A 24,144-nucleotide genomic window follows, 5' to 3' on the forward strand; every position below is an offset into this window, starting at 1 on the left:
AGCACCTGATTCTCTTAAGGTGGTGCTTTATGTCGGTTCGAGACGATGTGATGGCTGATAATGACGGCCATTGGAGCAAGCAGGAAATAGACGCGGGGTCTTTCAAGGATGCTCGCCTTGGCCGACGCTGCACAGAACTTTTACGACAGCTTGGAGAGCATATGGGCGGCTCCATTCCTTTCGCCTGCCAGGACTGGGCCAACACAAAAGCCGCGTATCGGTTTTTCTCCAACCCGAATGTTGAGGAAGGCGATATCCTTCACGGCCATTTCGCCGCGACCGCTCAACGCTACGATGCTTCCAATGGTCCGATCTTGGTGCTGCAGGACACGACCGAGTTTACCTATCAGCGCCGTAATCCGCATGCCGTTGGCTTTACGCTCAACAGTGGCCGTGACAAACAGGAGCGGCTGCGCCACCATACGGTCTGCGGGATATTGATGCATTCGAGCCTTGCGGTGACCTTGGATGGGCTACCCTTAGGGTTGGCAGCCGTCAAGTTCTGGAGCCGCGACAAGTTCAAGGGTACGGCTCAGCTCAAACGCAAGATCAATCCGACACGTGTTCCGATCGAAACCAAGGAAAGCATCCGTTGGCTTGAAAATCTGTGCCAATCCGTCGCGCTTCTCGGTCAGCCAGACCGATGCATTCATGTAGGCGATCGCGAAAGTGATATCTACGAACTCTACTGCCTGACCAAGGAGCTTGGCACGCACTTCGTCGTGCGCACCGTCGTCGACCGGCTGGCTGGCAACGGGGATCACACGATATCGGCTGAAATGCGCGATGTTGAAACTGTCGGCCGGCATCTCATCGAAGTTCGCGCCGACACCGATGAGGTCACCAAAGTCCACCTGGACATCCGATTCAAACGGATCCGGGTGCTGCCGCCCATCGGCAAGAAGAAGCGATACCCTGCTTTGGACCTTACCGTCATCCACGCGGTAGAGCCCAACCCTCCGGCCGGCCGCAAGCGCATCGAGTGGAAGATATTGACGGATCTTGAGGTGCATAGCTGCGAGGAGGCAGTCGAAAAAATCAAATGGTACGCGATGCGCTGGAAGATTGAGGTCTTCCATAAGATCCTCAAGTCCGGTTGCCGGGCTGAAGATGCAAGACTACGAACGGCCGATCGACTGGCAAACCTCGTCGCCGTGTTTTGCATCATGAGCTGGAGAGTGCTCTGGTTGACAATGCTCGCGCGCACAGCGCCCGAAACACCGCCAACCGCGGCCCTCACCGAACGGGAAATTGAAATCCTCGATCAAATGGTCAGCAACGCAGGCAACCGGCAAGCGACGCCGGGATCGCTAAACTTCTATCTCACCAAACTCGCTCGTTTAGGTGGTTACCTTGCAAGAACATCAGATCCGCCACCGGGAAATACGGTCGTCTGGCGCGGCCTCAGCCGGCTGACAGACGTTCGCCTCGGAACCGAAATGGCGGCCACACTCAGATGTGGGTAATTGCAAGACGCAGAGGTGGTCTACATTCCCGCCCACAGGGATTCGCGGGGCGTCAGCCAAACCGCTCTTCGAAACCTCCTTCAACGGCTAGAGCGATCCGCGGACTGGGACGAGAACACAAAGTCCAAGTCGAAAGGATTCGCCGAGGACCTCCAGAAAAACCTCAACGAGACACCTGCTCTCAAAATGGTGACGCAGACCCTGGAGGGTTTCTGGGCTTCTCTTCATGACGGCCACTATGACGGAAAGGTCGAACTTGGGGTTATTGCCACCGAGTTTCAGAAGCTTATCCGAGATCTTACCTTACGCTTTATGAAAGCCCCAGGGGGTGGCCTGCGACAACTGGACGAGCTCAGCGAGGGGCAGACCTCGCTCCTGTATTTCGCGTTGTCCGCGACTCTGCATAAGCTGATGTCAGACATGCAGAAGGCCGCGCCGAAGAAGCTGGAGGGCTTCGTAGTCCCAGATTTTATCTACCCGCCGCTCACAATATTCGCCCTGGAAGAACCGGAGAACCACCTAGCGCCGTTCTACCTTCCAAAGTTGATTTCGCTGCTCGACACGCTCAACAAGGACGGCACGGCACAGGCTGTCGTGACGAGCCACGCAACAAGCATACTTAGTAGAATTCCGCCGCGCCACGTCCGGTATTTCCGAATGGAGCCATCCTTCCTGACGAGTCGTGTTCTTGCGCTCCCCCTTCCGGAAAAGGAATCGGATGAAGACAAGTTCGTTCAGCAAGTCATCCTGGCGAATCCTGAAATTTACTTCGCAAGGCTGGTGATCGTCGGAGAGGGCGACACCGAGCGATTGGTGATTCCGAGGATCGCAGATGCGCTTGGCGTCAGTCTGGATCCTTCGTTCATTGCCTACGTCTCAATCGGAGGACGCCACGCGCAGCATCTTTGGCGACTTTTGAACGGCTTGGATATCCCGCATATTACATTGCTAGACTTCGACCTTGGTCGCACTGGTGGCGGGATCGGACGGCTGAAGAACGCGGTCTCCTGGCTGTCGGACCTCGGTCCCTCTTACGTACCGACATGGTTGGACAACGACAAGAATGAAGTGCCAGCAACGGTGGAGGCTGTCGCTGCCCTGCCTCCGTTTACGAAGGACACTTATCTCCCATGGGCACATTGGTTGCGGCGCCGGAACATTTTTTATTCCGCACCCGTCGACCTTGATATGATGATGCTCCAAGCCTTCCCGGATGCGTACGGGGCCGAAACGCCCTATCATCCAAACGCCACCCCTGAGGAGATCACAAGACTTGAAAAGAGCGTGTTCAAGAAGGGCGCCGGGCGCACTGAGATTAACTCGGTGGGGCTTTCGATCACTAGCGAGCAGCTCCACGCCTACGACGAGCTGTTTAAATCTAGTTCAAAACCGGGATCACACCTTCTCGCGTTCACGAAGCTAACACATGAGAAAATCCAGGCAGGCTGCCCAGAGCCTCTGAGGGCAGTCGTCACTCGAGCAAAAGAGATAATGGCGGCAAAAGCAAAGTCCGGAGATGGCGTGTGACCTATACAGCGCCCGATCACTGGACTGCTTCGACTGGGATCAAACTCGAGGGAACTGCACTCGACGTCGTAAAATCGATGCGCTCGCTGTCGGTTTTGGCCGGGCCTGGGGCTGGAAAGACCGAGATCCTTGCGCAGAGAGCGAATTTCTTGCTGACGACGGGATTGTGCTCGCCGCCGAGGCGAATCCTCGCGATTGCCTTTAAGGTCGACGCAGCTCGGAATATACTAGAGCGGGTGCAGGCCAGATGTGATCCGATCTTCTGGGCCAGATTTGAATCCCTCACGCTCCACAGCTTTGCAAAACGAATTCTCGACCAGTTTCGCGAAGCGTTGCCGGACGACGAACGACCAACGGCAAACTATCGCATCTTCGCCCCGAATGCGACGATTTGGAATGACTTTAGACGGGGCGTGGAAGCGGAAATTCCCGCGATTTCAGGCTACACCAATGCGCGCTTAAGCGAGGTAGCTCACTCGGAACCGTTCGGCGGCCTCTTCCCGGATGACGATGGAAGGGAACGAATTCGAAAGGCGTGGTGGAAATTCTGCATCCAATCCAGTCAGTCGAGTATCACGTTCGATATGGTTTTGCTGATTGCGACCATGATTCTAAAAAAGCAGCAGGCCGTGCAGGCGGCACTCCGTCGTACATACTCCCACGTATTCCTGGATGAATTCCAGGACGTCAACGATTTTCAGTACCGCCTCATTACAGCGGCCTTCTCGGGAAGCGACACCGTCATGACAGCCGTTGGCGACACCAATCAGGCGATAATGAAGTATGCCGGCGCGCTACCTGACGTGTTCCAGCGGCTGGAAACGGATTTCTCCGCTGCTCCTCGTCGGCTGCTGTTCAACTTCCGCTCTAACGCTGCGATCGTTGGATTGATCAACTCGGTTGTCACTCTTTTCGAAAGCGATCCCGTTCCCACTGAATCCGCCCGAAAGGACGATCCCGTACCTCCCGACGCAATCGAAGGATGGATCTTTGCCACTCGGGACTACGAAAGCCTCGCCATCGCCGAATTCATCGGTAGCGAGATCGCATCTGGCAGGCGACCAGAGGACTTCGTCGTGTTGGCTCGTTCGTACATCGGAAATGTCGAAGAAAGGCTTCGCCCTCATTTCACATCGAAGGGCATAAGGATCAGGAACGAATCACGGAAGTTCCGCGAGATCGAGATTCAGGATTTGCTCAAAGAGCCTGCCGTGCGTTTTATCATGGCGACCCTCAAGCTCGCTGTGAACGCAAGGATCGGAAATCCGTTTCAGGTGTGTCGCGACTTTGTGGCTGAGTTCGAGGGCTGGGACATTGCGTCGGAGCGGGGTTTGGCGAGGAGCCTTGGCGCAACGAGGCTGCTAGTGGATCACCTCTCGCCTATTCTTTCGCGGCGGGGTCCGGCGGACGTAACAGGAAGTTCAATCGCCGAAGCCATAGTAACCGAAATCCGAAAGGCACACCTCTCCCGGGCTTATGGCGATTATCGCAATAGGGATCGTCTTGAGGCGGTGCTGGCCGCGTTCGGCGAATTCTATGATACCTGCGCACACAAGGATGAGACCTGGGAGCAGTGCATCGATGCGATCGAAGGGCGCGGCGTGGTACGTCTGATGACGATCCATAAATCCAAAGGGTTGGAGTATCACACTGTCTTCTTCGTCGAACTCAACGACGATGTCTTCTGGAACAGTCAGGACGACGCCAATGTTTTTCTGGTAGCCTTGTCGCGGGCTCGGGAGCGGGTAAAGTTTTCGTTTTGCGAGGATAGCAAAGGATTCACGAACGTTCGGCAATTCATTGCCTCGCTGGAAAAAGCCGGCGTGAATTTCATTAGAAAAGCCGCGATAGAGTGAGGCACGAAACGCACAATGGTCGCCAAGAATAAATCCGAACGACTGCGGCGGCTGCTCTCCCATGGGTACTTCGCACCCGAACTTCCGCCTTGCTTCGTGTCCACCGATCTTGCGCGTTATCGAAAAGCGATCTTCGACCGCATCACATCGATGGCGGAGATCCAACAGCAGCCTGCGTACTATCGATACATCACGGAACCGACTTGGTTTTACTTTCCCAGGTTTGGTAAGGATGACCGTCGTCACGGCGTCCCAAACCCAGTTTCCTACCTCTTGCTATCAAAGACGATCTCAGACAACTACGTGCACCTCCGTCGCAGCGCGAGAAAGTCACGGCTGACTGCGTCTCCTCCGGTGTTCGATTGGAGTGGGACCCGTGCGGTAATGCGGCCGAGTGTGGACTTGCGCGACGATTTCCGCATCGATCTTTCGTCACGACGGGAAGAATATGTCAGTGCGGACGTCCGATCGTTCTTCCATTCGATCTATACGCATTCAATCCCATGGGCGATCTATGGAAAAGCATGGGCGAAGATCCCGGCGAACCGCAGATATGCACACTATGGGAACGTTCTGGACCTTCTGTCGCGGAACCTCCAAGGCGCGCAGACCATTGGGTTGCCAGTCGGCCCTGATACGTCTCGTCTGCTGGCAGAGTTGGTTGCGTCCGGCATAGACGAAAAGCTCCGGGAGCGGCTGGGTGTGACAGCTAGGGATGCCTCCCGATATATCGACGACTTTACAATCAGCGGAGTCAATGGAGAGCGAGGCGAGGACATCATCGCAGCGCTGCGTCAGGCCGCATCGCATTTCGAACTGGAACTCAACAACGAGAAATCAGAAATCAACTCGACTGCGACGCGTCACAACATCGGGTGGAAGGAGGCCGCAAGGGCCCATATCCCGCGCGGCAACCCCGATCTCTCAAGCATGCAACAGTTCTTTTACGAGGTGGGAAGGCTGTGCGAAGCCCACCCGACCATCAACGTCGAAAAGTTTGCGTTCGCCTGCGCCAGAACAGCTATCATTCGATCTTCGGGCTGGCGGACGATCCAGAGCCTGCTCATCAACGCCTATCGGCGAAACTCCACGCTGGTATCACTTGTCGTCGAAATATTCATTCTCCGTCAGATTGAACACGGTGACCTTGACCTAACCAATCTGAAGGACTTTCTGGACCATCGGCTTCCTGCGCTCGCTCGAGCAAATCGTACTGGCGAAATCATATGGCTCCTCTTTTTGGCGATACGCTTGGGAGTAGTTGTCGGCGCCTACGCGGCCGAGTCGCTTCTGCAAGTCGATAATGGGATGGTCGGCCTTCTCGCGGCTTTGGCGAAGTCCCGCGATTTGATACAAGGTCAATTCGATCTGGGGCTTTGGAACGCATCACATACTTCTGATGGCCTCAAAGGTCCCATGTGGTTGTATGCTTATCAAACGGCTCTTCAAGGAATTGTGCCCGGCATCAACACTGCATTTGTCGAGCAGGATCCTTACTTCTCGCCGCTTTTTGCTAAAAGGGTGAGCTTTCTGAGGATCGAGAACGGCTTCGCATCCGTTGCTAACACGATCCGATCACTCCGCGACGAGAATGAGCGAATTAGCCGAGTTCGGTCCGACTTCTTGGAAGACTTCACGGTTAATATTGAAGACTATGACGATGATGATTTCGAGGATCTTTTCGAAGCTGACGCAGATGGTGCAGATGACGTTTATTAAAGTCAACGTGGATACCGTACGGGCATCCCACAGCGTTTCCCTTCATGTAGGATCTCGATTTTAATACCTAATAGATATGCGTGAAATGACACTGTAAGCGGGCCCGCCGACCCAATTTAAACCGTCTATATTTTAGGGTGTGGACCTCTTATCTGTCTGCTACCGCATTTTTCCGAGAGCGCTGGGCTCGAACCTTGTCGAACAGCAGATTTGTCCGGTCGATCAGGCGCCGGCATCTGGCAACATGAATACCATTGCCGATCGGATAAGTTGCCCCTTGCCTTTCTTCGCTTACAACATTATTGTTGTAATATGATTCCAGCGCTCGTTTCCCTATCCGGTTCTCCTTGGGATGTGCTGCCGAGCGGCATTCATCCTGCGTCTCTTGATGAGATACAGAGTGTATATGGATACAATGAGCGGCGCCGCACATTGCTCTCAGGATTGGTTGATGGCGCAACTGCGTTGGTGAAGGCCGGGTGTTCGAAAATCTACCTGGACGGAAGCTTTGTCACAGCTAAACCGATCCCAGGTGACTACGACGCATGTTGGGATCCAGCTGGGGTTCTCAGCTCCCTCCTCGATCCAGTGTTCACGGATTTTAGCGATGGGAGAGCCCGACAAAAGGCTCGTTTCGGGGGTGAGTTCTTCCCTTCGAGCATCGTGGAAGCCGGCTCTGGACGGGCGTTCTTGGACTTTTTCCAGGTTGAAAAACATTCGGGTGGGAAAAAGGGAATTATTGAAGTTTCGATCATGACGGATGCGACGATCCTTCGGAGGCTAGCTCATGATATTCAGTGATAGACAGTACGCAGTATCGAAGGAACAGCTCAACAATCTGAGAACCGCTGCGCTCGCTGACCAAGTTGGCGAAGGTAAGCTCGATTGGTTGAAGCAAATCGAGTCCGATGCGCTCCAAAGCCAAATCGCAGACATTCAGCGAGAGATGGCAGAGTACGACTATCTAAAGTCTGGAGCTGCTGGATTCACGGAGGAATTCTCCTTTGAAGAGCTGCCCCGCGTTCTAATACAGGCGCGTATCGCAAGAGGCCTGTCTCAAACAGATCTCGCTGAGCGTCTTGGCCTGAAAGCGCAACAAGTGCAGCGATACGAAGCAACTAACTACATGAGCGCCAGCCTTGCGCGCCTGATGGAAGTCGCCAGCATGTTGGGCGTTCGCGTCTCTGCATCCTACGGATCGGGTGAAGAGCGTTCGGAGGGGGCGATTTATGCCTGGTCTGATGCTGGTTCCATTGAATGGAACAAATTCCCGCTTCGGGAGATGGCTAGACGCGGTTGGATCAAGGGTGATGACCTGGCAACGTCAGCTCGTACCTGGTTTCATCAGGTGGCCGGGCCTCAGTTCGCGACGGCTCTTCACCGCAAAAAAATGCATAGCGGCAACGCACCAAACGAGCACGCTCTCTTGGCGTGGCAAGCACGTGTGCTTCAGAAGGCAACCGATGATTTCAATGCGGGCTTGATAGGAGAGTTTAGCCTGAACGATCGTTGGTTGGGTCAGTTGGCCGCTCTCACGAAGGACAGCGACGGACCCCGCAAGGCCAAGGATCTACTCGGCCAAAACGGCATTGGGATGATCGTTCAAAGTCATCTTCCCGGAACTTATCTTGATGGCGCGGCCATGGTCGCTCCATTTGGAAATCCAGTTGTTGCCCTAACCCTTCGGTTCGATCGCCTGGATAACTTTTGGTTCGTCTTGTTCCACGAACTGGGACACGTATTCCTGCATCTATACAACTCTCTTCGGTTCGATTTTTTCGACGAAGAGGATGGCCATCCAGGCGACCAGTATGAGGAGGATGCGGACAAGTTTTCCCTGGATCAGCTCATTCCGCAAGACGTTTGGCGCAAGTGCCTATCTCGATTTGCGCTGACGGAAGAAGCGGTCCTCATCGATGCAGAAAAGCTTGGGATCAGTGCAAGTATCATTGCTGGCAGGATCAGGAAGGAGAGAAACGATTTTCGCCTCTTCACTAATCTGGTTGGGTCGGGAACCGTTCGGATGCAGTTTGAGGGATTGATGGAATGAAGCTAATTCCCAGCATGTATGTTCCGTCACTGCGATGGCGCCAAGGCGAATACCAGGCGCTGTTCCGACTTAGTGACGCGGCAAAGCAGCTCGTCGTTCCGTTCATACTTGTTCCGGAGCCGGAATACGATTTCGAGGAAGGTCGACCGAAGAAGACGGTTCAAGAGCAGGTGCAGACGTTTCCGAAGCGCTACCAGCAAAAGTGGGGTAAGAGACCCGCGTGGATCGACGTCCATACGAATATAGCCACGACAAGCATGGCGGATGGCCGAACGCCCATGTCGTACGTATTCGAGGAAATACGGAGCTTCGGATCGAGGGCTGTGCCAATCACCTCGTTGGACGCCCCGCCGGCCGTCAATGCTGTCGTGGCTGGCATCGCAGCAATCGACAAGCTCGGTGTCGGTATCCGAGCTCGCCTTGAGCACGTTATGAAGCCCAACTTCGATGCACGACTAATCGCACTGATCTCTTCGATTGGTCTCACGCGAGACCACACAGACCTCATCATCGATCTCGGCGCGCCGAATTTTCAGCCCTACGCAGACTTCGCAGATGGGCTGATAGCGGCGATGGACAACGTGTCTGCGCTGATCAGCTACCGCTCTCTGGTGGTGATCGGCACTGGCTTTCCGCAGATACTTGGCATCGACAAACCGGGTGGACACCTGCCGCGGCACGACTGGGTCTTTTACAAAACACTGCGCACCAAGCTTGCCGGAATTGGGCGGATCCCGAACTTTGGAGATTACACAATCGTCCACCCCGAATTCACCGCTCAGGACATGCGGATGTTGAAGCCAGCGGGCAAGCTCGTCTATACGGCAGGCGACACATGGAATGTTCGAAAGGGTGGGGCATTCAGATCTGATCCGGGACAAATGCACACGCATTGCGACAGCATTCTCAAATCGGGCCAGTTTTGCGGCCCTCATTTTTCAGCGGGCGACGAGTACATCGACCTGTGTGCGAAGAAGCTAGCTACGCCGTCAAATCTTACGCGCTGGAAGGAAAATGGGATCAGCCATCACATCATGCATGTGCTGGCTGATCTCGCCACGTCGAGCGCTGGGCCATGAAATTTCGGATCGCTGCAATTAAGTCCGCGATTGGCATTTGAGCGGCCAAATCGATGTAGAGCTGTAGCCTGCTTCGCTTGAGTTCACGCGGCGACGCTCCGAACCCTGCTAACAGCTCGGCAGCTTCCGAATGCCAGAGCAAGTGAGCTACTTGAATAGCATCGACGGATGGATTGGCGCGAGCGCGCCGCACTGTGTCAAACGTAATACCGCCTCGCGGTCCTTTTTCAGCAAGGATCAGCCCGCACCAGTCCGGGACGATCCTTTCTGCCTTCGCCAGGTGCTTGTCGGCGCAAACAAGTGTCAGCCTGCTCAGACCCTTCGAATAAAACTCGAGCTGCCCCGGAAGTCGATCAAGCGTATCGAGGCTGCTTTTGATCTCGAAACCATGGACTTCCGCAGATATAACCGCGACATCGATCCTTACCTTGGCATGGGACAAACCAAGTTCGTCTACGATGATGGCACTGCGGGCCTTCTGGTATGACCGAAGCTTCTTATGATGAAGCGCGGCTCTGATTTCCTGATCATTCGTAGCGAGCATGATTTTTCCCCTACCACACCTACTGGCCGATTTCGAGACGATAGCCAAGTTCTAATTCTTGTGAATGATCCGGCACATGTGGCGACGGTCTAGCAGTCAGATCACTCCCCACGCCCGAAACCTCCCCTCCCCGTCATCTCGCGCAGGCCAAGCTCCAAAACAATCCGCCGCGCCGCCTGCGGCGTGACGTCGAGCGTTTTCGCCACCATTTTTGCCGACACCAACGGTTTGGCCATCACCAAGTCAACCAGCTCCGGCAGTTTTGAAGATGTCCGGCGCCCTTCCAGCTTTCGCTCCATCAGTGTTCGAGCCATCGCCAGCCTGTCATGCTCCTTGAGCCCGATCTCCGCGGCCGCGATGAGTCCGTGGGCGATGGCGAGCATCCGGGTTTCCCGGTCGCGATGCCGACGACGATCGACTGGAATGGATTTCAGACCGAGATTGATGGCGGCAAGATGGGCGCCGGTGGTAACGCCGGCCTGGCGCAGAATGGAGGCGGCCAACAGCCGGCCGAGCCAGGGCGCATGCTGCAGGACGGCCAGCTCGTTCCAGGCATCGAGGACGACGATGGCATGTAACATCGCTGGCAAGTTTTCCGCCTGGCGCAGCACGCCCCGCCATTCGTCGAGCCTGGAATCCTCGTCCCAGTCTAGATCATAGATCAGCGGATCGGCCGGAGCCCGGCCCGGCTTTCTGGCTCGTTCGATCGCGGCGTCAGAGCGCGCAAGGATCGCATCAATGGCGGCATAGTCGACGCCGGGTAAATTCTCCGCGTCATCACCATCGTCCCCCTCCCCTTCCGGATCGTCCGCGACGGCGCGCCGGATGGCACCGACCGCCTGCACCTCTTCCGTGTCAGCCGACGTAATCTCTGCGGTTTTTCTGAGAGTGCGGACGCCGTCTGCCGACAATGCCCAGCCGGGAAGTTGGGCGGCGATGCGCCGGCGGGTGCGCAAGACGTCGCGGGCAATTGTCAGTTCGTGGGTGGGTGTGCGAATATCGCGGGTAGCGTCGTGGAGGACGAGGTCTTCGAGATGGACCAGTTCGCCGTCGATCCACAGCGAGGCACAGGCGTCGGCGAAATGGGACCGTTCTATCCATCCCTGGCCGACCGGCGAACGGGCGATGCGCTCGTCGAGACGCGTGAGGGCGACACCGGCGTCGAAAGCCGGTTCCATCAGGGCAGTCATGCTGATTTTCGAAAAATCGTAAGCCATTGAAATTAGGGTAAATGATTTGTTAAACGAACTCTATCTGAAAGTTTAGGTTCGCCACTGGGTATAAATGAGCCCGAGGTCATTGACCTCCGATAAGTAGCGCTTATCGATGGTAGATTGATTTGGCGGCGCAAATCAGCAAGGATCGCAGCAAAGCAGGGCCGAGACGGCCGCCGAAACCCGCCATTTGGAGCGCCCGTGCCCAAACCCAAGACATCACTGACCGCCGTCGAACGGCGCGCCGAAGAGCTCGACACCATTGCCGCCGTGCTGCCGATCGAGCGCCGCGACGAACTCGCCGAGCTGCTCACCGACCATGATATCGAGACCCTGCGCCATCTCGTCAACCAGGGCATGGGCGACAACACCTTGCGGGCGCTGACCTCGGATCTCACCTATCTCGAAGCCTGGGGACTGGCGGCCACAGGAAAATCGCTACCGTGGCCGGCGCCCGAGGCGCTGCTGCTAAAGTTCGTTGCCCATCATCTCTGGGACCCGCAGCGACGCGAGACAGACCCCGATCACGGCATGCCAGCCGTGGTCGATGAGAACCTTCGGAGCCAGGGGTTTCTCAAATCCGTCGGCCCGCATGCGCCGGCGACGGTGCGCCGGCGACTGGCGAACTGGTCGACACTGACTAAGTGGCGCGGCCTCGATGGTGCCTTCGCCTCCCCTGCCCTCAAATCGGCTATTCGTCTCGCCGTTCGCGCCGTCCCCCGAATGCGGGGTCGCAAGAGCGCCAAGGCGGTCACCGGTGACGTCCTGGCCAAATTGTTGGCAACCTGCGCGACCGACAGTCTGCGCGATCTCCGTGACCGTGCAATCCTGATGGTTGCCTTTGCCTCCGGTGGTCGGCGGCGCAGCGAGATCGCCGGCCTGCGCAGCGAGCAGCTGATCGTCGAGCCGCCAATCCCGGGGGACGATGGCCCTCCCCTCCCCTCTCTCGCGATCCATCTCGGTCGCACCAAAACCACCACCGGTGACCAGGACGAGATCGTCTATCTCACCGGCCGGCCGGTGGAGGCGCTGAACGCCTGGATGACGGCCGCAAAGATCGAGAGCGGCAGTGTGTTTCGGGCGATCGGGCGTTGGGGGACGGTTTCGCGGCGGGCGATCGATCCGCAGTCGGTTAATGCGGTTCTCAAGCAGCGAGCGGCGATGGCCGGGTTGGAGCCTGGGGAGTTTTCCGCTCATGGGCTGCGGTCAGGCTATCTGACCGAAGCGGCAAATCGCGGAATCCCGCTTCCTGAGGCGATGGAGCAATCGCGACATCGATCCGTTCAGCAGGCTGCAGGCTACTACAACAACGTTACAAGGCGGAGCGGGCGCGCTGCACGAATGCTGTGAAAACAGTCGGCCCAAAGAGGATGCTGAGGCTCGCCGATGTAGAGTAAGACGAGGGCGTTGCCGTTAATCAGCCGCCCGCGGAGCTCCTCCCTCGCAAAACTCCAGAAACCGCGACGCCGGATCAGCGGTCTCCTCGAGCTCGACTAGAAGCAAATACGTGCAGCCCCTGTACCTTCACACCGCTTGGTGTCGGTCACGTTAGTCGTCCCTCAGCGGGCGCAGATGGAGCATCACGAGGGAACCTAGTACTCGCGAAACGGGGATGCTGCTGATGTCTCTAAGCTTCTGGTCTGCATCCTCTCAGCCGCATCGAAATTAAATGCGTCGATGGCGTCCTTGGGGCCGGCCGGCCGGCTCTAAGAACAGGTCCGTCAAGACAATTGGGGCGATCTCGTGAGGCCTTGATCGATAAGGATGGCAAAAAACGTAATGAAGGATGTGGCGGTCGTCCTGCTTGCGCGCAAAGATGGCCCAGCACGGGATGAGGGGCGCAGGGCTCCGATAGTGACTGACAGCCTGCTGTCCGTCGGACCCAAGCGGCTCGGGAGGTGGTGAACCGCTTGAACACTCTGAGGGTAATACTGCAATGCAGAACATTGAAGTCCCGCGCTTGCACCGCGCACATATCTCGGCCTGCAAAAAAAGGATAGTCTTGGCGAACCCGGCCTATCCGACCATTCACATGCAGTCAGACTCAGGCCTGCAGGTTGTCCGCAGACATCTTGCCGGACTTGCGATCCTTTACCAGCTCATAGGTAATTTTCTGGCCGTCGTTGCCGGCCGCGCATGCCGGCCCGCTCCACTGCGGAAATATGGACGAACACATCGGCGCTGCCGTCGTCCGGCTCGATGAACCCGAAGCCCTTCGTTGCGTTGAACCACTTTACCGTACCGGTCGCCATGACGTCTTCCTTTGATCAATCGCATTGCCGAAGCGTGCTCGGCTGACACTTTTTTTGCGGGCTGCACTGATAGACGCTTCTTGCCGCGGGGAAAGCCCATACTCACCGTCGAGGTGTCCCGGTACTCCTCGCTCTATCGCCGCGACGATGGTGCTACTTGTTACCTCGTTGTTTCACCCGGATGCTGATCGGACCGCCCTCGGCCTGGCGAATCTCGAACTGGTTCGTCTTGCGGATAAGATCGCTGAGTTTTCGGAAGCCGAATGTACGCGGGTCGAAATCCGGCGCCAGGTTCAACAACTGCTTGCCGACGGTGCCCAGGTTGACCCAGCCGTCATCGCTATCCTCCTGGGACAGTACCTTCTTGATCAGCGGCACGGCCGATGTTGCCGGCTGCAGCGGCTTGTCGGTGGAAGCAGTATTCTGCTCGTCCTTGATCGTGCCAGGAAGCAAATTTTCGGTATAGACGAACCGCCGGCAGGCCTGGCGAAAACTTTCCGGTGTCTTCTGCTCGCCGAAGCCGAATACATCGACACCCTGTTCACGGATCCGGGCGGCAAGCCGCGTGAAATCGCTGTCCGAGGACACCAGGCAAAAGCCGTCGAACCGACCGCTGTGCAGCAAATCCATTGCATCGATGACCAAAGTGATATCGGAAGCATTCTTTCCCGTTGTATACGCGAATTGCTGCTGCGGGATAATCGCGTGCTTTGCGAGTACGTCCGCCCAACCCTTGGAGCGCGTGCCGGAAAAATCACCGTAGATGCGACGCACGCTCGCCTCCCCGATTTTGGCTACCTCTTCGAACAGCCCGTCGGCGATTTTAGCGGATGTATTGTCCGCATCAATCAGAACAGCCAGGCGCGGAGATCGAGTTTCAGACGGCATTGCTCTTCCTCATTTTTAAAACGGTCTCGAAGGCCAGCAGAGCCTGGCTCGGACCAGGCAAGCAACTTCATTTAACTCGCCCATCGGACCGAGCGAAAACCTGCCTCGTCGGATGATGTCAGTAGCCGCCAGCCGAGTTGATCTACCCTTCCCCGCTCCAGCATCCGCCGATCGCAAAACCCTGACAGCTGTCAGGGTTTTGACCAGCCGACCACAAGCATAGGCAACCAACTATCCCGTCCTGCGATTGCTATCGCCATCGACCCGAAGCAGCGCCATAAGCGCCGGGCCAAGTGAAAATTCGCCCCGTGCCGCCTTCCGTGTCAGGTCTCGCAGATATCCGCCAGGCGAGTTGATGTGCCCTGCCCGCTCAAGGATGCAGGCGATCGCCGTGGCCGCACTTTCCGGCCCCATCACCTCGCAGGCCTCCTGATAGGCTGACGGGCTGACGCCCAGCATCGACCGGACGACCACCGCTGCACCCATCATCTCGCGCCAACTTCCGATCGTACCGCCCGGGCCATATATCGCGATCTCGGGGCAAGCCCGCATCACCATGCCAAGTGGGAAATTCCGGACGGGCTCCCGCTTCGGCCGATCATCGTCCACCGGCTTTGCGCCCTGCTCGTTTTCAGAGCTAGGTTCAAATTCAGTGATGGATTCGGTGTTTGAATTCTGTATGTGACGCCCATTTTGGTCACCATTGGTGCTATTATTTTCGTCTTTTTGCTGCATTTCCAGGATGTTGACAGCCTCCTGCAGCAAGAGCTCCATCTCGTCCAGGATTGAATTCACATCACTGAGGGTCGGAGAGCGCGGAATCCTGCCTACGAGACCGATGTACATCGCTTCGATGCTTTCCCAGTTGCCTGACGCACCTTCCTCGATCGCGGCAGAAATGAGCTTTCGAACGTCACGCCGGCATATCGTCAAATTTTCCTTCGCCCGACGGAGGGCGAAACGATCTGCAACGACCTGTTGTGCCATCATGGCAAGCTCATCTGTTCGCATGAGCAACGGTGACAGATCAAAGCCGAATGCGCTATCGATCGCACCCGCCTTGTCCTTCCGGGCGTAGCGCTTTCCATTCGCGCTGTCCTTCCGCACGATCAGTCCTGCCTCAACGAGAAGGGCCAGATGTCTGCGAAGGGTAGCGCCGGCGATACCGTGCGCCCGAAGCGTCAATTGTGTGTTGGACGGAAAAACGATGAGCTGCGCATCCTGGCGCAATTCGGTGTCTGGATGAAAGCTCAGGAGCGCGTCAAGGACGGCCAGGCTGCGATCCTGCAGGCCAAGCAGCTCCCTTGCTTCGGATGCGTCCCGAAAGACTTTCCATTTGTCTGCTGTCTTGCCCGGCTTGATCTTACTCGTCTCGATCTGCCGCTTCACCAGGGCAAGCGTCGCCGGCCGCCGCCCAAAGGGCGTCGTCACACTTCCAATCTGCATTTTCTTCACCTTCAAAAAGGCAAAAGAAACCTGCTCACCAAATTACGGTGCCAAAGACTCTTGACTGGGATTCGGGGAAATGCGATTCTCTAGTTGTCACACATTGAGAGAGGCTTCCACGACGGCAACGTTTGGGGGGCCTTTTTCTTTTGCAGTTCGTCCTTTTTTATCTCCAAACCCTGACAGCTGTCAGGGTTTCTCGTCTTCTCGCAGGCGGACAAAGCGCTCCGTTAGCGCTGGGAGCTCCGCTTCAACAAACTTCAAAAAGTCGACCCCGAGTGAACCCTCAGCCGAAATTCGAACCTCTTTCGAGGATATCAACAGGGCGCCAAGCTTCGTTCCGCTCTTGTCTGTAATCGGGCTTGGCTCTCTCCGACCAGCCGATACTGGCTTGATGGCGTTCAATGCACGCTGAAACCTTTGATCGGACGTCTCAACCGCATCGCCCCTCCTAACCAGTGCTGCCCTCAGGGCATCGAGCGCTCCCGTGTCGCCCGCAACCGCCTTGGCAAGGTCGAGCCAACGTGGCCGCCCGATCTTCGGCGCTCGCCCAATGGCCTCGATGATATCCGCGGGAACGATCCTGTAGACATTCCGCATCCGAGCCAGTTCTGCGTCCTCGATCGAAAGCGCAGCGTAGATGTGCCGAGGCTTGATCCCCGCATCATCCATTCGGGAGGCAAACAGCGCGCGCTCGATCCAGGTGAGGTCTTGGCGACCCGCGTTTTCGATGCCTTGTGCAAGAACTAGGTCGAGGTCGGAAATCTCGACTTCGAGAGCGCGAACAGGCCTGTCAAGCTGCATGGCAGCGAGCCAGCGTCGATGACCGTAAACGATCTGATAGCGACCTGGGGACGAAGGGTGTTTGCGAACCTGGACGGGAACCTTTTGCCCCTCAGTCTCGATCGATCGTTTGAACGCCTCGAAGCTCGTTGCGTCATCGTCCGGCAGTCTGTCCGGATAGGGGGATGGGTCGATGAGCGACGGATCCAACTCGCGAACCGAACCACCGCCTGACTCCACGATAGCCTTCAAGCGATCTCGCTCTGTTCGAATGTCGTCGATTGCTCGGTGTGCAGCACCGATCACACCTGCTCCGACACGATTTCCGGGAACCGGGGCAGCGGCCTGCGACGGCTGCTGTTGATCCGCAGCCTGATCGCTTTCCAGCTCTGCGGAAAGCAACCCGAAGCTGGCGACAATCGACTTGCGAGGGGATTTGCTCATGTCCGCCCCCAGCTCTCATTGACGAGGCGAACAATCGCCTCGTTCACAGCATCTACCGCCTCGCGGGCACGCTTGTGAGTATCGCGTCCGATCTGTCCTAATTCGAGCTCGTATACCGAGCGTTTCGCCAAGCCGGCTGCTTCAACGGCGGTGCTTTCAATGGCGGTCGGCAATAATACATCGGAGCCGAACAGGTGCCGAAGCATCGCAACGACTTGCGACTGCGGCGCGTCATTGGGGTCGTGTCGTGTAACCAGATACCGGATGAAGTCCTGGTCCAACTGAGCGCCGCTCTCGTTCAGAACACTAATCAGATCACCCATCATGAGAAGGAACTGGCTCATTGACGCGACGTCCAGCATGGCTGGGTGGACCGTAATGATCATGCTAGTCGCGGCGTATATCGCGCTCAAGGTCAGAAAGCCGAGGGACGGCGGAGTGTCGAGAATCACAATGTCGTAGTCCGCCTCGACTTCCAAAAGGGCGAGTTTCAGCCGCTCAAAGAAGATTGCGCCGGAGCTGGACTTGTTCGCCAAGATCCGTGGCGTTTCGTGCTCATACTCCATGACTTCAAGATTGCCAGGAATGAGGTCGATGCCATCGAAATATGTCCTGCGAATTATATGGCGGATGGGACGACGCTCGGCGTCATCGTAACGCAAAGCGGCATAGATCGTTTCATTCGACCCGACATCAACTTCTGGCTGAGCACCGAACAAAGCGGACAAGGATGCTTGCGGGTCCAGGTCGAGTGCGAGGACGCGATACCCATGAAGTGCGAGATAGTGGGCAAGGTGGACACAGGTTGTCGTCTTCGCGCTGCCGCCCTTGAAGTTGGCTATCGCAAGAACCTGGAGGTGCTCCCCGGCACGACGACGAGGAAGGAATCGCAAGGCGTCTGCAGGTTTCTGCATCGCGAACAATTCACGCAGTTCATTGATCTGGTCCAGTGTGTAGACGCGATGGTTATTTTCCAGCCTACTGGGAATCGGCCCACGTCCTTCGGTGGACATGAGCTTCAGGGTGGAATCGGGTATAGACGTCAGCTTCGACACTTCGTTGGTCAGAAAGGGACGCAGGGTCTTTTCCGATTTTGGCGGATACATACGAGTTCTGAGCTGCTGCAATTGCCCGGACAGAAGCCCGGCATGGCGCATGATTTTGCTGCCGGCATCTTCCTTCGAGCCAACACTTGCTTCTACTCGGTTTGCTATCGCCATCTGTCCCTCTTGGCGGCTTTTCGCCGGTTTACCGGCCATTGCCCGCTAAAAATAGAACACGATTCTCCGAACTGGTCCAGAGGTTTAGGGTTAACAAAAGGTTAACGACCGGGGACAATCTGCATAAGGCTGTTCGGATTTTTGCTTTTCCGCTCCGGGAGTTAGCCTCAAATGCCCGGCTCCCTGATCCCGGAATGTTCTCCTGTGAATCCTACAAATCCAAACAGTGTAGCAGCAAGTGGATTAGGCGGCTCTGTAGCGCCGCACCCCTTATGAGCCGCGACTCACCTCGCTACGTGCATGTTGGATCTTACAACTGCCCTCCGATTCCAAACTGTGCTGATTTCCCGCCGACCAACAACGACGGAGAAAGATCATGCGGGCTCTCGCGCTCTCAACACCCCGGACGATCCAAGAGGCGCATCTCCTACACATCCACTATCAGCTTCGTGCTCGGGTCTTTTCCGATCGCCTGGGTTGGGAAGTCGATGTAACGGCGGGGTGCGAGTCCGATCGTTTCGACGCGCTTCGGCCGACCTATATTCTCGCCATCGCAGAGACCGGCGAATTGGCGGGGTGCGCAAGGCTTCTTCCTGCGCTCGGACCGACAATGGTGGCCGACGTTTTCCCGTCGCTGCTCCCCGACGGCCAACTCAAGGGGCATGCCGCGATGATCGAGAGTTCTCGCTTCTGTGTCGACACGGCTCTCGCGGAGGGGAGGGGCGCCGGCTCGGTCCATGAAGCGACGCTGACCATGTTCGCTGGCATCATCGAATGGTGCGTGGCAAATGGGTACACTGAGATTGTTACTGTGACCGATCTTCGGTTTGAGCGCATCCTCGCCCGCGTGGGGTGGCAGCTGCATCGTTTAGGCGAACCCAAGAAGATCGGCGTGACGACGGCCGTAGCGGGCACGCTGGCCGCCGACGCAGACATGTTCCTCAGGCTTCGCCCCTCCAACTACCGTTCTGAACTCGCCCCCTGTCAGCCAGGCAGCGTAAGGAGAAATCCGTGAACCAGCTTCGCTCTCACCCTCGGCTCGTCCGCAAACTTCAGGAGGCGCTCGGCGACCAGCTTTGTGTTGCCCTGGACGACGCGAACGTCGTCGAGATCATGCTTAATCCGGACGGAAAGTTGTTCATCGAACGGCTCGGTCACGGCGTTACGCCCGCCGGCCAGATGTCGTCGGCTGCAGCGGAGATGGTGATCGGTACAGTGGCGCACGCGCTTCAGTCAGAGGTCGACACGGAGCAGCCAATCATCTCCGGCGAGCTGCCAATCGGTGGCCACCGCTTCGAGGGTCTATTGCCCCCCGTCGTCGCCAAGCCTGCCTTCACGATTCGACGCCGGGCATCACGCCTCATTCCGCTCGAAGACTATGTTCGGACCGGCGTGATGACAGAATACCAGGCCGCCACGATCCGCAGTGCCATTTCCGCGAAGCTGAACATCATCATTTCCGGCGGAACGGGCTCGGGCAAAACGACGCTTGCGAACGCAGTGATCTACGAGATCGTCAACTCTGCGCCAGAGGATCGCATCGTCATCCTTGAGGATACCGCGGAAATCCAATGCGCGGCCGAAAACGCGGTTCTCCTCCATACCAGCGATACGATCGACATGGCCCGGCTCTTGAAGAGCACCATGCGCTTACGCCCCGACAGGATCGTCGTGGGCGAAGTCCGCGACGGCGCGGCCCTTACATTGCTCAAGGCCTGGAACACCGGTCACCCTGGCGGCGTGGCGACCATTCACTCGAACACCGCCATGTCGGCGCTACGCCGTCTTGAGCAGCTCACGGCCGAGGCAAGTCAGCAGCCGATGCACGAGGTCATCGGAGAGGCCGTCGACCTGGTCATCTCGATCGAGCGGACGCCGCGCGGCCGGCTTGTTCGCGACATCATCCAAGTCGAGCGATTCATCAACGGACAGTACGAGATCGAATCCGATCAACTCACCGACGAACAGGAGGCGCGCCATGTCGCGTAAGCATACCCTCATCGCCGCCGCGCTCGTGGCGGCGCCAATCGTTCTTGCCTCTGTCGCGCCGGCGCTCGCCAGTTCCGGCGGCAGCCTCCCATGGGAAGGGCCACTGCAGCAGATTCAGGAATCGATAACCGGCCCGGTCGCGGGTGCGATCGCGCTTGCAGCCGTGGCCATTGCCGGCGGCATGCTCATCTTCGGCGGCGAGCTCAACGATTTCGCACGGCGCCTTGTTTACGTCGTTCTCGTCGCCGGCATCCTGCTCGGCGCCACCAACATCGTCGGCCTGTTCGGTGCGACCGGCGCTTCGATCGGGCTACCCGACGAGCAGGTCACGTCAATTGGTTCGAACGGGGGAGGGGAGGGAGATGATGGCTGAGTCCGTGTCCGGCTTGCGACGCAATCGCATCCATCGTGCCCTCTCGCGCCCAAACCTTCTAATGGGCGCGGACCGCGAATTGATGCTGATCACCGGCCTTGCGGCCGTCATTCTCATCTTCGTGGTTCTCACGGTCTATTCGGCGCTCTTCGGCGTCGCCGTCTGGATCGTCATCGTCGGGGCGCTCAGGATGATGGCGAAGGCCGATCCGCACATGCGGCAGGTCTATATCAGGCACATTTCCTACAAGCCCTATTACAAGGCGACCACTTCGCCGTGGCGACGGTATTGAGGAGGCGGCCATGGTAGCTCTCAAACGCTTCCGGGTGACCGGCCCATCCTTTGCCGATCTCGTTCCCTATGCCGGCCTTGTGGACAATGGTGTCCTCCTCTTAAAGGACGGAAGTCTGATGGCCGGCTGGTACTTCGCGGGACCGGACTCCGAAAGCGCGACGGACCTCGAGCGCAACGAGTTGTCGAGGCAGATCAATGCCGTTCTGTCGCGGCTCGGAAGCGGGTGGATGATCCAGGTCGAGGCCATCCGCATTCCGACGGTCGACTATCCCACAGAAGACCGTTGCCATTTCCCGGACCCGGTGACCCGCGCGATCGATGCCGAGCGTCGGGCGCATTTCGCGCGCGAGCAGGGGCATTTCGAGAGCAAGCATGCGCTGATCCTGACCTACCGGCCACTTGAGTCCAAGAAGACTGCACTCAGCAAATACATCTACTCGGATGAGGAAAGCCGGAAGAAGTCCTACGCGGACACGGTGCTCTTCGTGTTCAAGAACGCGGTGCGTGAGCTTGAGCAGTATTTTGCCAACACACTTTCGATCCGGCGAATGGAAACCCGCGAAACACTTGAGAGGGGAGGGGAGCGAATTGCCCGGTATGACGAGTTGCTCCAGTTCGCCCGGTTCTGCACCACCGGCGAAAGCCATCCAATCCGGCTTCCCGACGTTCCCATGTATCTCGACTGGATCGCCACCGCGGAGCTTGAGCACGGACTGACGCCAAAGGTCGAAAGCCGTTTCCTCGGCGTCGTTGCGATCGACGGTCTGCCGGCCGAAAGCTGGCCGGGTATTCTGAACAGCCTTGATCTTATGCCGCTGACCTATCGGTGGTCGTCACGAGCCAACGATCGGAAACCATCGATCTGGGGGAGGCTGGACCTCACGTCCGATGAGCACGCGCTCGCGGAGAGAGCGCCGAAAGAGCTGTCGGCCGTTGCGGGTGACAATGACCGACCTTGACGTCTCCTACGCGGCCGCTCTCTCGTCGGCCTGAATGGGCTGGAGACCGTGCAGGAAGCTGACAGCACGCTGGGCATGCGCCGCAGCTTGGAAGATAGCCCGCTTGTCGTCAGATAGAACCTTCAGCCACGAGTCCAGGTAAGACGCATGGTCCGGCCGTGGCTCCAGCTCCGGTGCGATCCCGAGATCGGCGCATAGGAAGCAACTCCCGAGCTCCGCAATCAGCTCTTCGCGAGCCCGCTCGGTCTTGTCCTTCGCATAGCGGCTAAGATCGCGATCGACGCGATCGGGGCGCGCAGTCCAATGGCAACTTTCGTGACTGAGCGTGGCCACGTAGGACGCCGCGTCGCGGAACGTTTCGAACGGCGGCATCTGGATGTGGTCCGTGATAGGGGAATAATAGGCCTGCGCTCCACCATGGCGGATGACAGCGCCCGTGTTGCGGAAAAAGCAATCGGCGTGCTCGATGTGCTCGATCGCATCGAGCACCGGGGTCGGTGGGTGACGATAGTGTTCGGGCAGTCCGTCGATCTGCTCGATGTTGAACACTGTGTAAGCCTTCAAGAATGGGATTTCTCGATCGACTTCTCCACCACTGCCGTCCGCCTCGGACTTGGTGAACCGGCTGGCGAAGACGACCGTCGAACCGGTCTCGCCCTTTCGCACCGCCGCCCCCAGTTCAAGCGCCTGCTTGAAGGTCATCCACATGGGTGAAGTGAAGCCGCGCGCCATCCCCTCCGACCATAACAAGAGAATGTTCATGCCCGAATAGGGCTGACCGTTGTGGCGCAGCGGCCGGGTAATCCGGCCATTGGTGTTGGCCGCATGCCATGGCTTCATCCAGGGTTTTACGCCCTTTTCAAGGTCGGCTATGATTCTATCCGTGATCCGCGCATAGATGTCGGCGCGTTCGCCTTCGGCTTTCTTGCTCATGTCGTGATCCTCCGTTTGGAGGCCGCCCCGATCGCGACCCCGTCGCGGAGGTCCGAAGGCAGGAGCGATCAGGTGGTCGGCCGCACCGGAACGGCCGGAACGGAGTGAAGGACGGCAAAGCCGTTGTGGCAGACCGGCGGCTCCTGCAGGACCGCCAACAAGGACGAGGCCGCGTGACGGGCAGGGCTCTTGTTTTTCCTTCTGTTGACATGGAAAAGGCCGGTCCCAAAGGAACCGGCCCAAGGATCAGTGAGAGGGAGATGGCGGAGCCGAAGCTCCGCCGGAAGCGCCTCAACCGAGAGCCGCCATCTGTGCCTCGGCCGCCTTGCGGTCGAGCGACTGGCCTGGATTGTCGACCGGGCGGTCGAAAGGCTTCCAGGCTTCGCCGATGACGTGGCGATAGGCTGCGACTGCGCCCTCGGCGGCCATCCGCAGCGCGTGGGACTGTATGCCCATGTCGGCAGCGAATTCGCGTTTGCGCTGGGCGGCGCTGTCGTAACCCACCGGGCCATCGAGATCCTCGTCGCGGGGATCGTTTGCCGATTTGGCGGTCGCGTCTCGGGCTTCGGAGACTGCTCGACTGTAGAACTGGCCGGCGCCGTGCGCCGAGCCGACATACGCACCGACGATACGCTGGAGATGGATCTGCATCGCCTTCTCACCGAGACCGTCCGAGAGGCTGTCGGCGGTCTCAATGATCAGGCGCTCGTGGAGTTCACGGATGCCATCGCTGTCGACTACAGCGGTTCCGAAACTCTCAGCGATCAGCATTGCCTGCGCAGTGTCCGGGCATGTGAGCCTGACCATTTCGAGGGTGGTACCCTTGCGGAGCGGCACGACGCGGGCGGCAGGTCGAGTGGTTGCGGGCTTGGCCATGGGATCTTCCTTTCGTGGTTTCACCGAAGCGGCTTCGGCCCCTGCCGGTCTGCCCTTCGATGCGGTCGACAGGAACCGGCTAAGGACGGGCGCTTTCACAGGTCCGGGACGGCCGGGCGAGCGAAACGGGTTTGCGGACAAGCGGGGTAAAGCCCTGCGAAGGACGCGAACCCGTTTTGCGAGGGAGGCTGCACCGGCCGCTTCGCGGCGCGCCAGCGGCCTTTAAACGACC

At 57.9% G+C, this 24,144-nt stretch carries 19 protein-coding genes and 3 pseudogenes; 13 read left to right on the top strand and 9 right to left on the bottom strand.

Going from position 1 to position 24,144, the window contains the following annotated elements:
* Positions 1–50 precede the first annotated feature (50 nt).
* The 7 genes from J0663_RS30035 (at position 51) to J0663_RS30065 (ending at position 9,697) form a co-directional block, all read left to right on the top strand.
* Positions 51–1,466, top strand: a complete 1,416-nt coding sequence (locus J0663_RS30035; RefSeq protein ID WP_207246274.1) for an IS4 family transposase — start codon at positions 51–53, stop codon at positions 1,464–1,466.
* 15 nt (positions 1,467–1,481) lie between these two features.
* A complete protein-coding gene (locus J0663_RS30040; protein WP_207246310.1) occupies positions 1,482–2,993 on the top strand; it encodes an ATP-dependent nuclease in 1,512 nt (503 codons plus the stop codon).
* Positions 2,990–4,849: a UvrD-helicase domain-containing protein gene (locus J0663_RS30045; protein ID WP_207246311.1), complete on the top strand. Its 1,860-nt coding sequence runs from the start codon at positions 2,990–2,992 to the stop codon at positions 4,847–4,849. The genes J0663_RS30040 and J0663_RS30045 overlap by 4 nt, the downstream gene beginning before the upstream one ends.
* Before the next feature lie 15 nt (positions 4,850–4,864).
* The gene (locus J0663_RS30050) at positions 4,865–6,568 is read left to right on the top strand and encodes an RNA-directed DNA polymerase (RefSeq protein ID WP_207246312.1); all 1,704 of its coding nucleotides are present in this window, start codon (positions 4,865–4,867) and stop codon (positions 6,566–6,568) included.
* A 312-nt stretch (positions 6,569–6,880) separates the two neighbouring features.
* The gene (locus J0663_RS30055; RefSeq protein ID WP_207246313.1) at positions 6,881–7,369 is read left to right on the top strand and encodes a DUF6932 family protein; all 489 of its coding nucleotides are present in this window, start codon (positions 6,881–6,883) and stop codon (positions 7,367–7,369) included.
* Positions 7,356–8,618, top strand: a complete 1,263-nt coding sequence (locus J0663_RS30060) for a helix-turn-helix domain-containing protein (protein WP_207246314.1) — start codon at positions 7,356–7,358, stop codon at positions 8,616–8,618. The genes J0663_RS30055 and J0663_RS30060 overlap by 14 nt, the downstream gene beginning before the upstream one ends.
* Entirely contained in the window at positions 8,615–9,697 is a 1,083-nt protein-coding gene (locus J0663_RS30065) for a beta family protein (RefSeq protein ID WP_246590485.1), read from the top strand. The genes J0663_RS30060 and J0663_RS30065 overlap by 4 nt, the downstream gene beginning before the upstream one ends.
* On the opposite strand, the gene J0663_RS30070 is transcribed toward J0663_RS30065, so the two are convergent.
* Together J0663_RS30070 and J0663_RS30075 are read right to left on the bottom strand one after the other, a co-directional pair.
* Entirely contained in the window at positions 9,651–10,241 is a 591-nt protein-coding gene (locus J0663_RS30070) for a sce7726 family protein (RefSeq protein ID WP_207246315.1), read from the bottom strand. The two genes, J0663_RS30065 and J0663_RS30070, sit on opposite strands and share 47 nt — an antisense overlap.
* A gap of 96 nt (positions 10,242–10,337) precedes the next feature.
* A pseudogene (locus J0663_RS30075) lies at positions 10,338–11,458 on the bottom strand (RHE_PE00001 family protein).
* Positions 11,459–11,656: 198 nt separating this feature from the next.
* Here J0663_RS30075 and J0663_RS30080 point away from each other — a divergent pair.
* The gene (locus J0663_RS30080) at positions 11,657–12,805 is read left to right on the top strand and encodes a site-specific integrase (RefSeq protein WP_207246316.1); all 1,149 of its coding nucleotides are present in this window, start codon (positions 11,657–11,659) and stop codon (positions 12,803–12,805) included.
* Positions 12,806–13,499: 694 nt separating this feature from the next.
* Here J0663_RS30080 and J0663_RS31670 read toward each other — a convergent pair.
* The 5 genes and pseudogenes from J0663_RS31670 to repA all read right to left on the bottom strand — a co-directional run bounded on the left by J0663_RS31670 (position 13,500) and on the right by repA (position 18,488).
* Positions 13,500–13,707, bottom strand: a pseudogene (locus J0663_RS31670) (cold-shock protein).
* Positions 13,708–13,860: 153 nt separating this feature from the next.
* Complete coding sequence (locus tag J0663_RS30090) at positions 13,861–14,595, bottom strand: NYN domain-containing protein (RefSeq protein WP_138397127.1); 735 nt, start codon at positions 14,593–14,595, stop codon at positions 13,861–13,863.
* Between the two features lie 231 nt (positions 14,596–14,826).
* Positions 14,827–16,041 carry a plasmid replication protein RepC gene (gene repC / locus J0663_RS30095; RefSeq protein ID WP_138397128.1) on the bottom strand — a complete coding sequence of 405 codons (1,215 nt, stop codon included), beginning with the start codon at positions 16,039–16,041 and terminating at the stop codon, positions 14,827–14,829.
* Between the two features lie 189 nt (positions 16,042–16,230).
* The gene (gene repB / locus J0663_RS30100) at positions 16,231–17,268 is read right to left on the bottom strand and encodes a plasmid partitioning protein RepB (protein WP_138397129.1); all 1,038 of its coding nucleotides are present in this window, start codon (positions 17,266–17,268) and stop codon (positions 16,231–16,233) included.
* Positions 17,265–18,488 carry a plasmid partitioning protein RepA gene (gene repA / locus J0663_RS30105; protein ID WP_065276670.1) on the bottom strand — a complete coding sequence of 408 codons (1,224 nt, stop codon included), beginning with the start codon at positions 18,486–18,488 and terminating at the stop codon, positions 17,265–17,267. The genes repB and repA overlap by 4 nt, the downstream gene beginning before the upstream one ends.
* Positions 18,489–18,864: 376 nt before the next feature.
* Here repA and traI point away from each other — a divergent pair, with 376 nt between their 5' ends.
* The 5 genes and pseudogenes from traI to J0663_RS30130 all read left to right on the top strand — a co-directional run.
* Positions 18,865–19,503 (top strand): acyl-homoserine-lactone synthase, encoded by a 639-nt coding sequence (gene traI / locus J0663_RS30110; RefSeq protein ID WP_138397130.1) that lies wholly within the window; start codon positions 18,865–18,867, stop codon positions 19,501–19,503.
* Positions 19,500–20,477: a P-type conjugative transfer ATPase TrbB gene (trbB, locus tag J0663_RS30115; RefSeq protein WP_138397131.1), complete on the top strand. Its 978-nt coding sequence runs from the start codon at positions 19,500–19,502 to the stop codon at positions 20,475–20,477. The genes traI and trbB overlap by 4 nt, the downstream gene beginning before the upstream one ends.
* Positions 20,467–20,850 carry a TrbC/VirB2 family protein gene (locus J0663_RS30120; protein WP_138397132.1) on the top strand — a complete coding sequence of 128 codons (384 nt, stop codon included), beginning with the start codon at positions 20,467–20,469 and terminating at the stop codon, positions 20,848–20,850. Before trbB ends, J0663_RS30120 begins: the two co-directional genes overlap by 11 nt.
* Complete coding sequence (locus J0663_RS30125; protein WP_138397133.1) at positions 20,843–21,142, top strand: conjugal transfer protein TrbD; 300 nt, start codon at positions 20,843–20,845, stop codon at positions 21,140–21,142. Before J0663_RS30120 ends, J0663_RS30125 begins: the two co-directional genes overlap by 8 nt.
* Positions 21,143–21,152: 10 nt before the next feature.
* A pseudogene (locus tag J0663_RS30130) lies at positions 21,153–21,983 on the top strand (VirB4 family type IV secretion/conjugal transfer ATPase); the annotation flags it as partial.
* Between the two features lie 126 nt (positions 21,984–22,109).
* Here J0663_RS30130 and J0663_RS30135 read toward each other — a convergent pair.
* Positions 22,110–23,036, bottom strand: coding sequence for an ArdC family protein (locus tag J0663_RS30135; protein ID WP_131714242.1), 927 nt, complete (start codon positions 23,034–23,036; stop codon positions 22,110–22,112).
* 291 nt (positions 23,037–23,327) lie between these two features.
* A complete protein-coding gene (locus tag J0663_RS30140; protein WP_131714243.1) occupies positions 23,328–23,912 on the bottom strand; it encodes a hypothetical protein in 585 nt (194 codons plus the stop codon).
* Between the last annotated feature and the right edge of the window lie 232 nt (positions 23,913–24,144).

The sequence above is a fragment of the Rhizobium lentis genome, assembly GCF_017352135.1.
Classification (GTDB): Bacteria; Pseudomonadota; Alphaproteobacteria; order Rhizobiales; family Rhizobiaceae; genus Rhizobium; species Rhizobium lentis.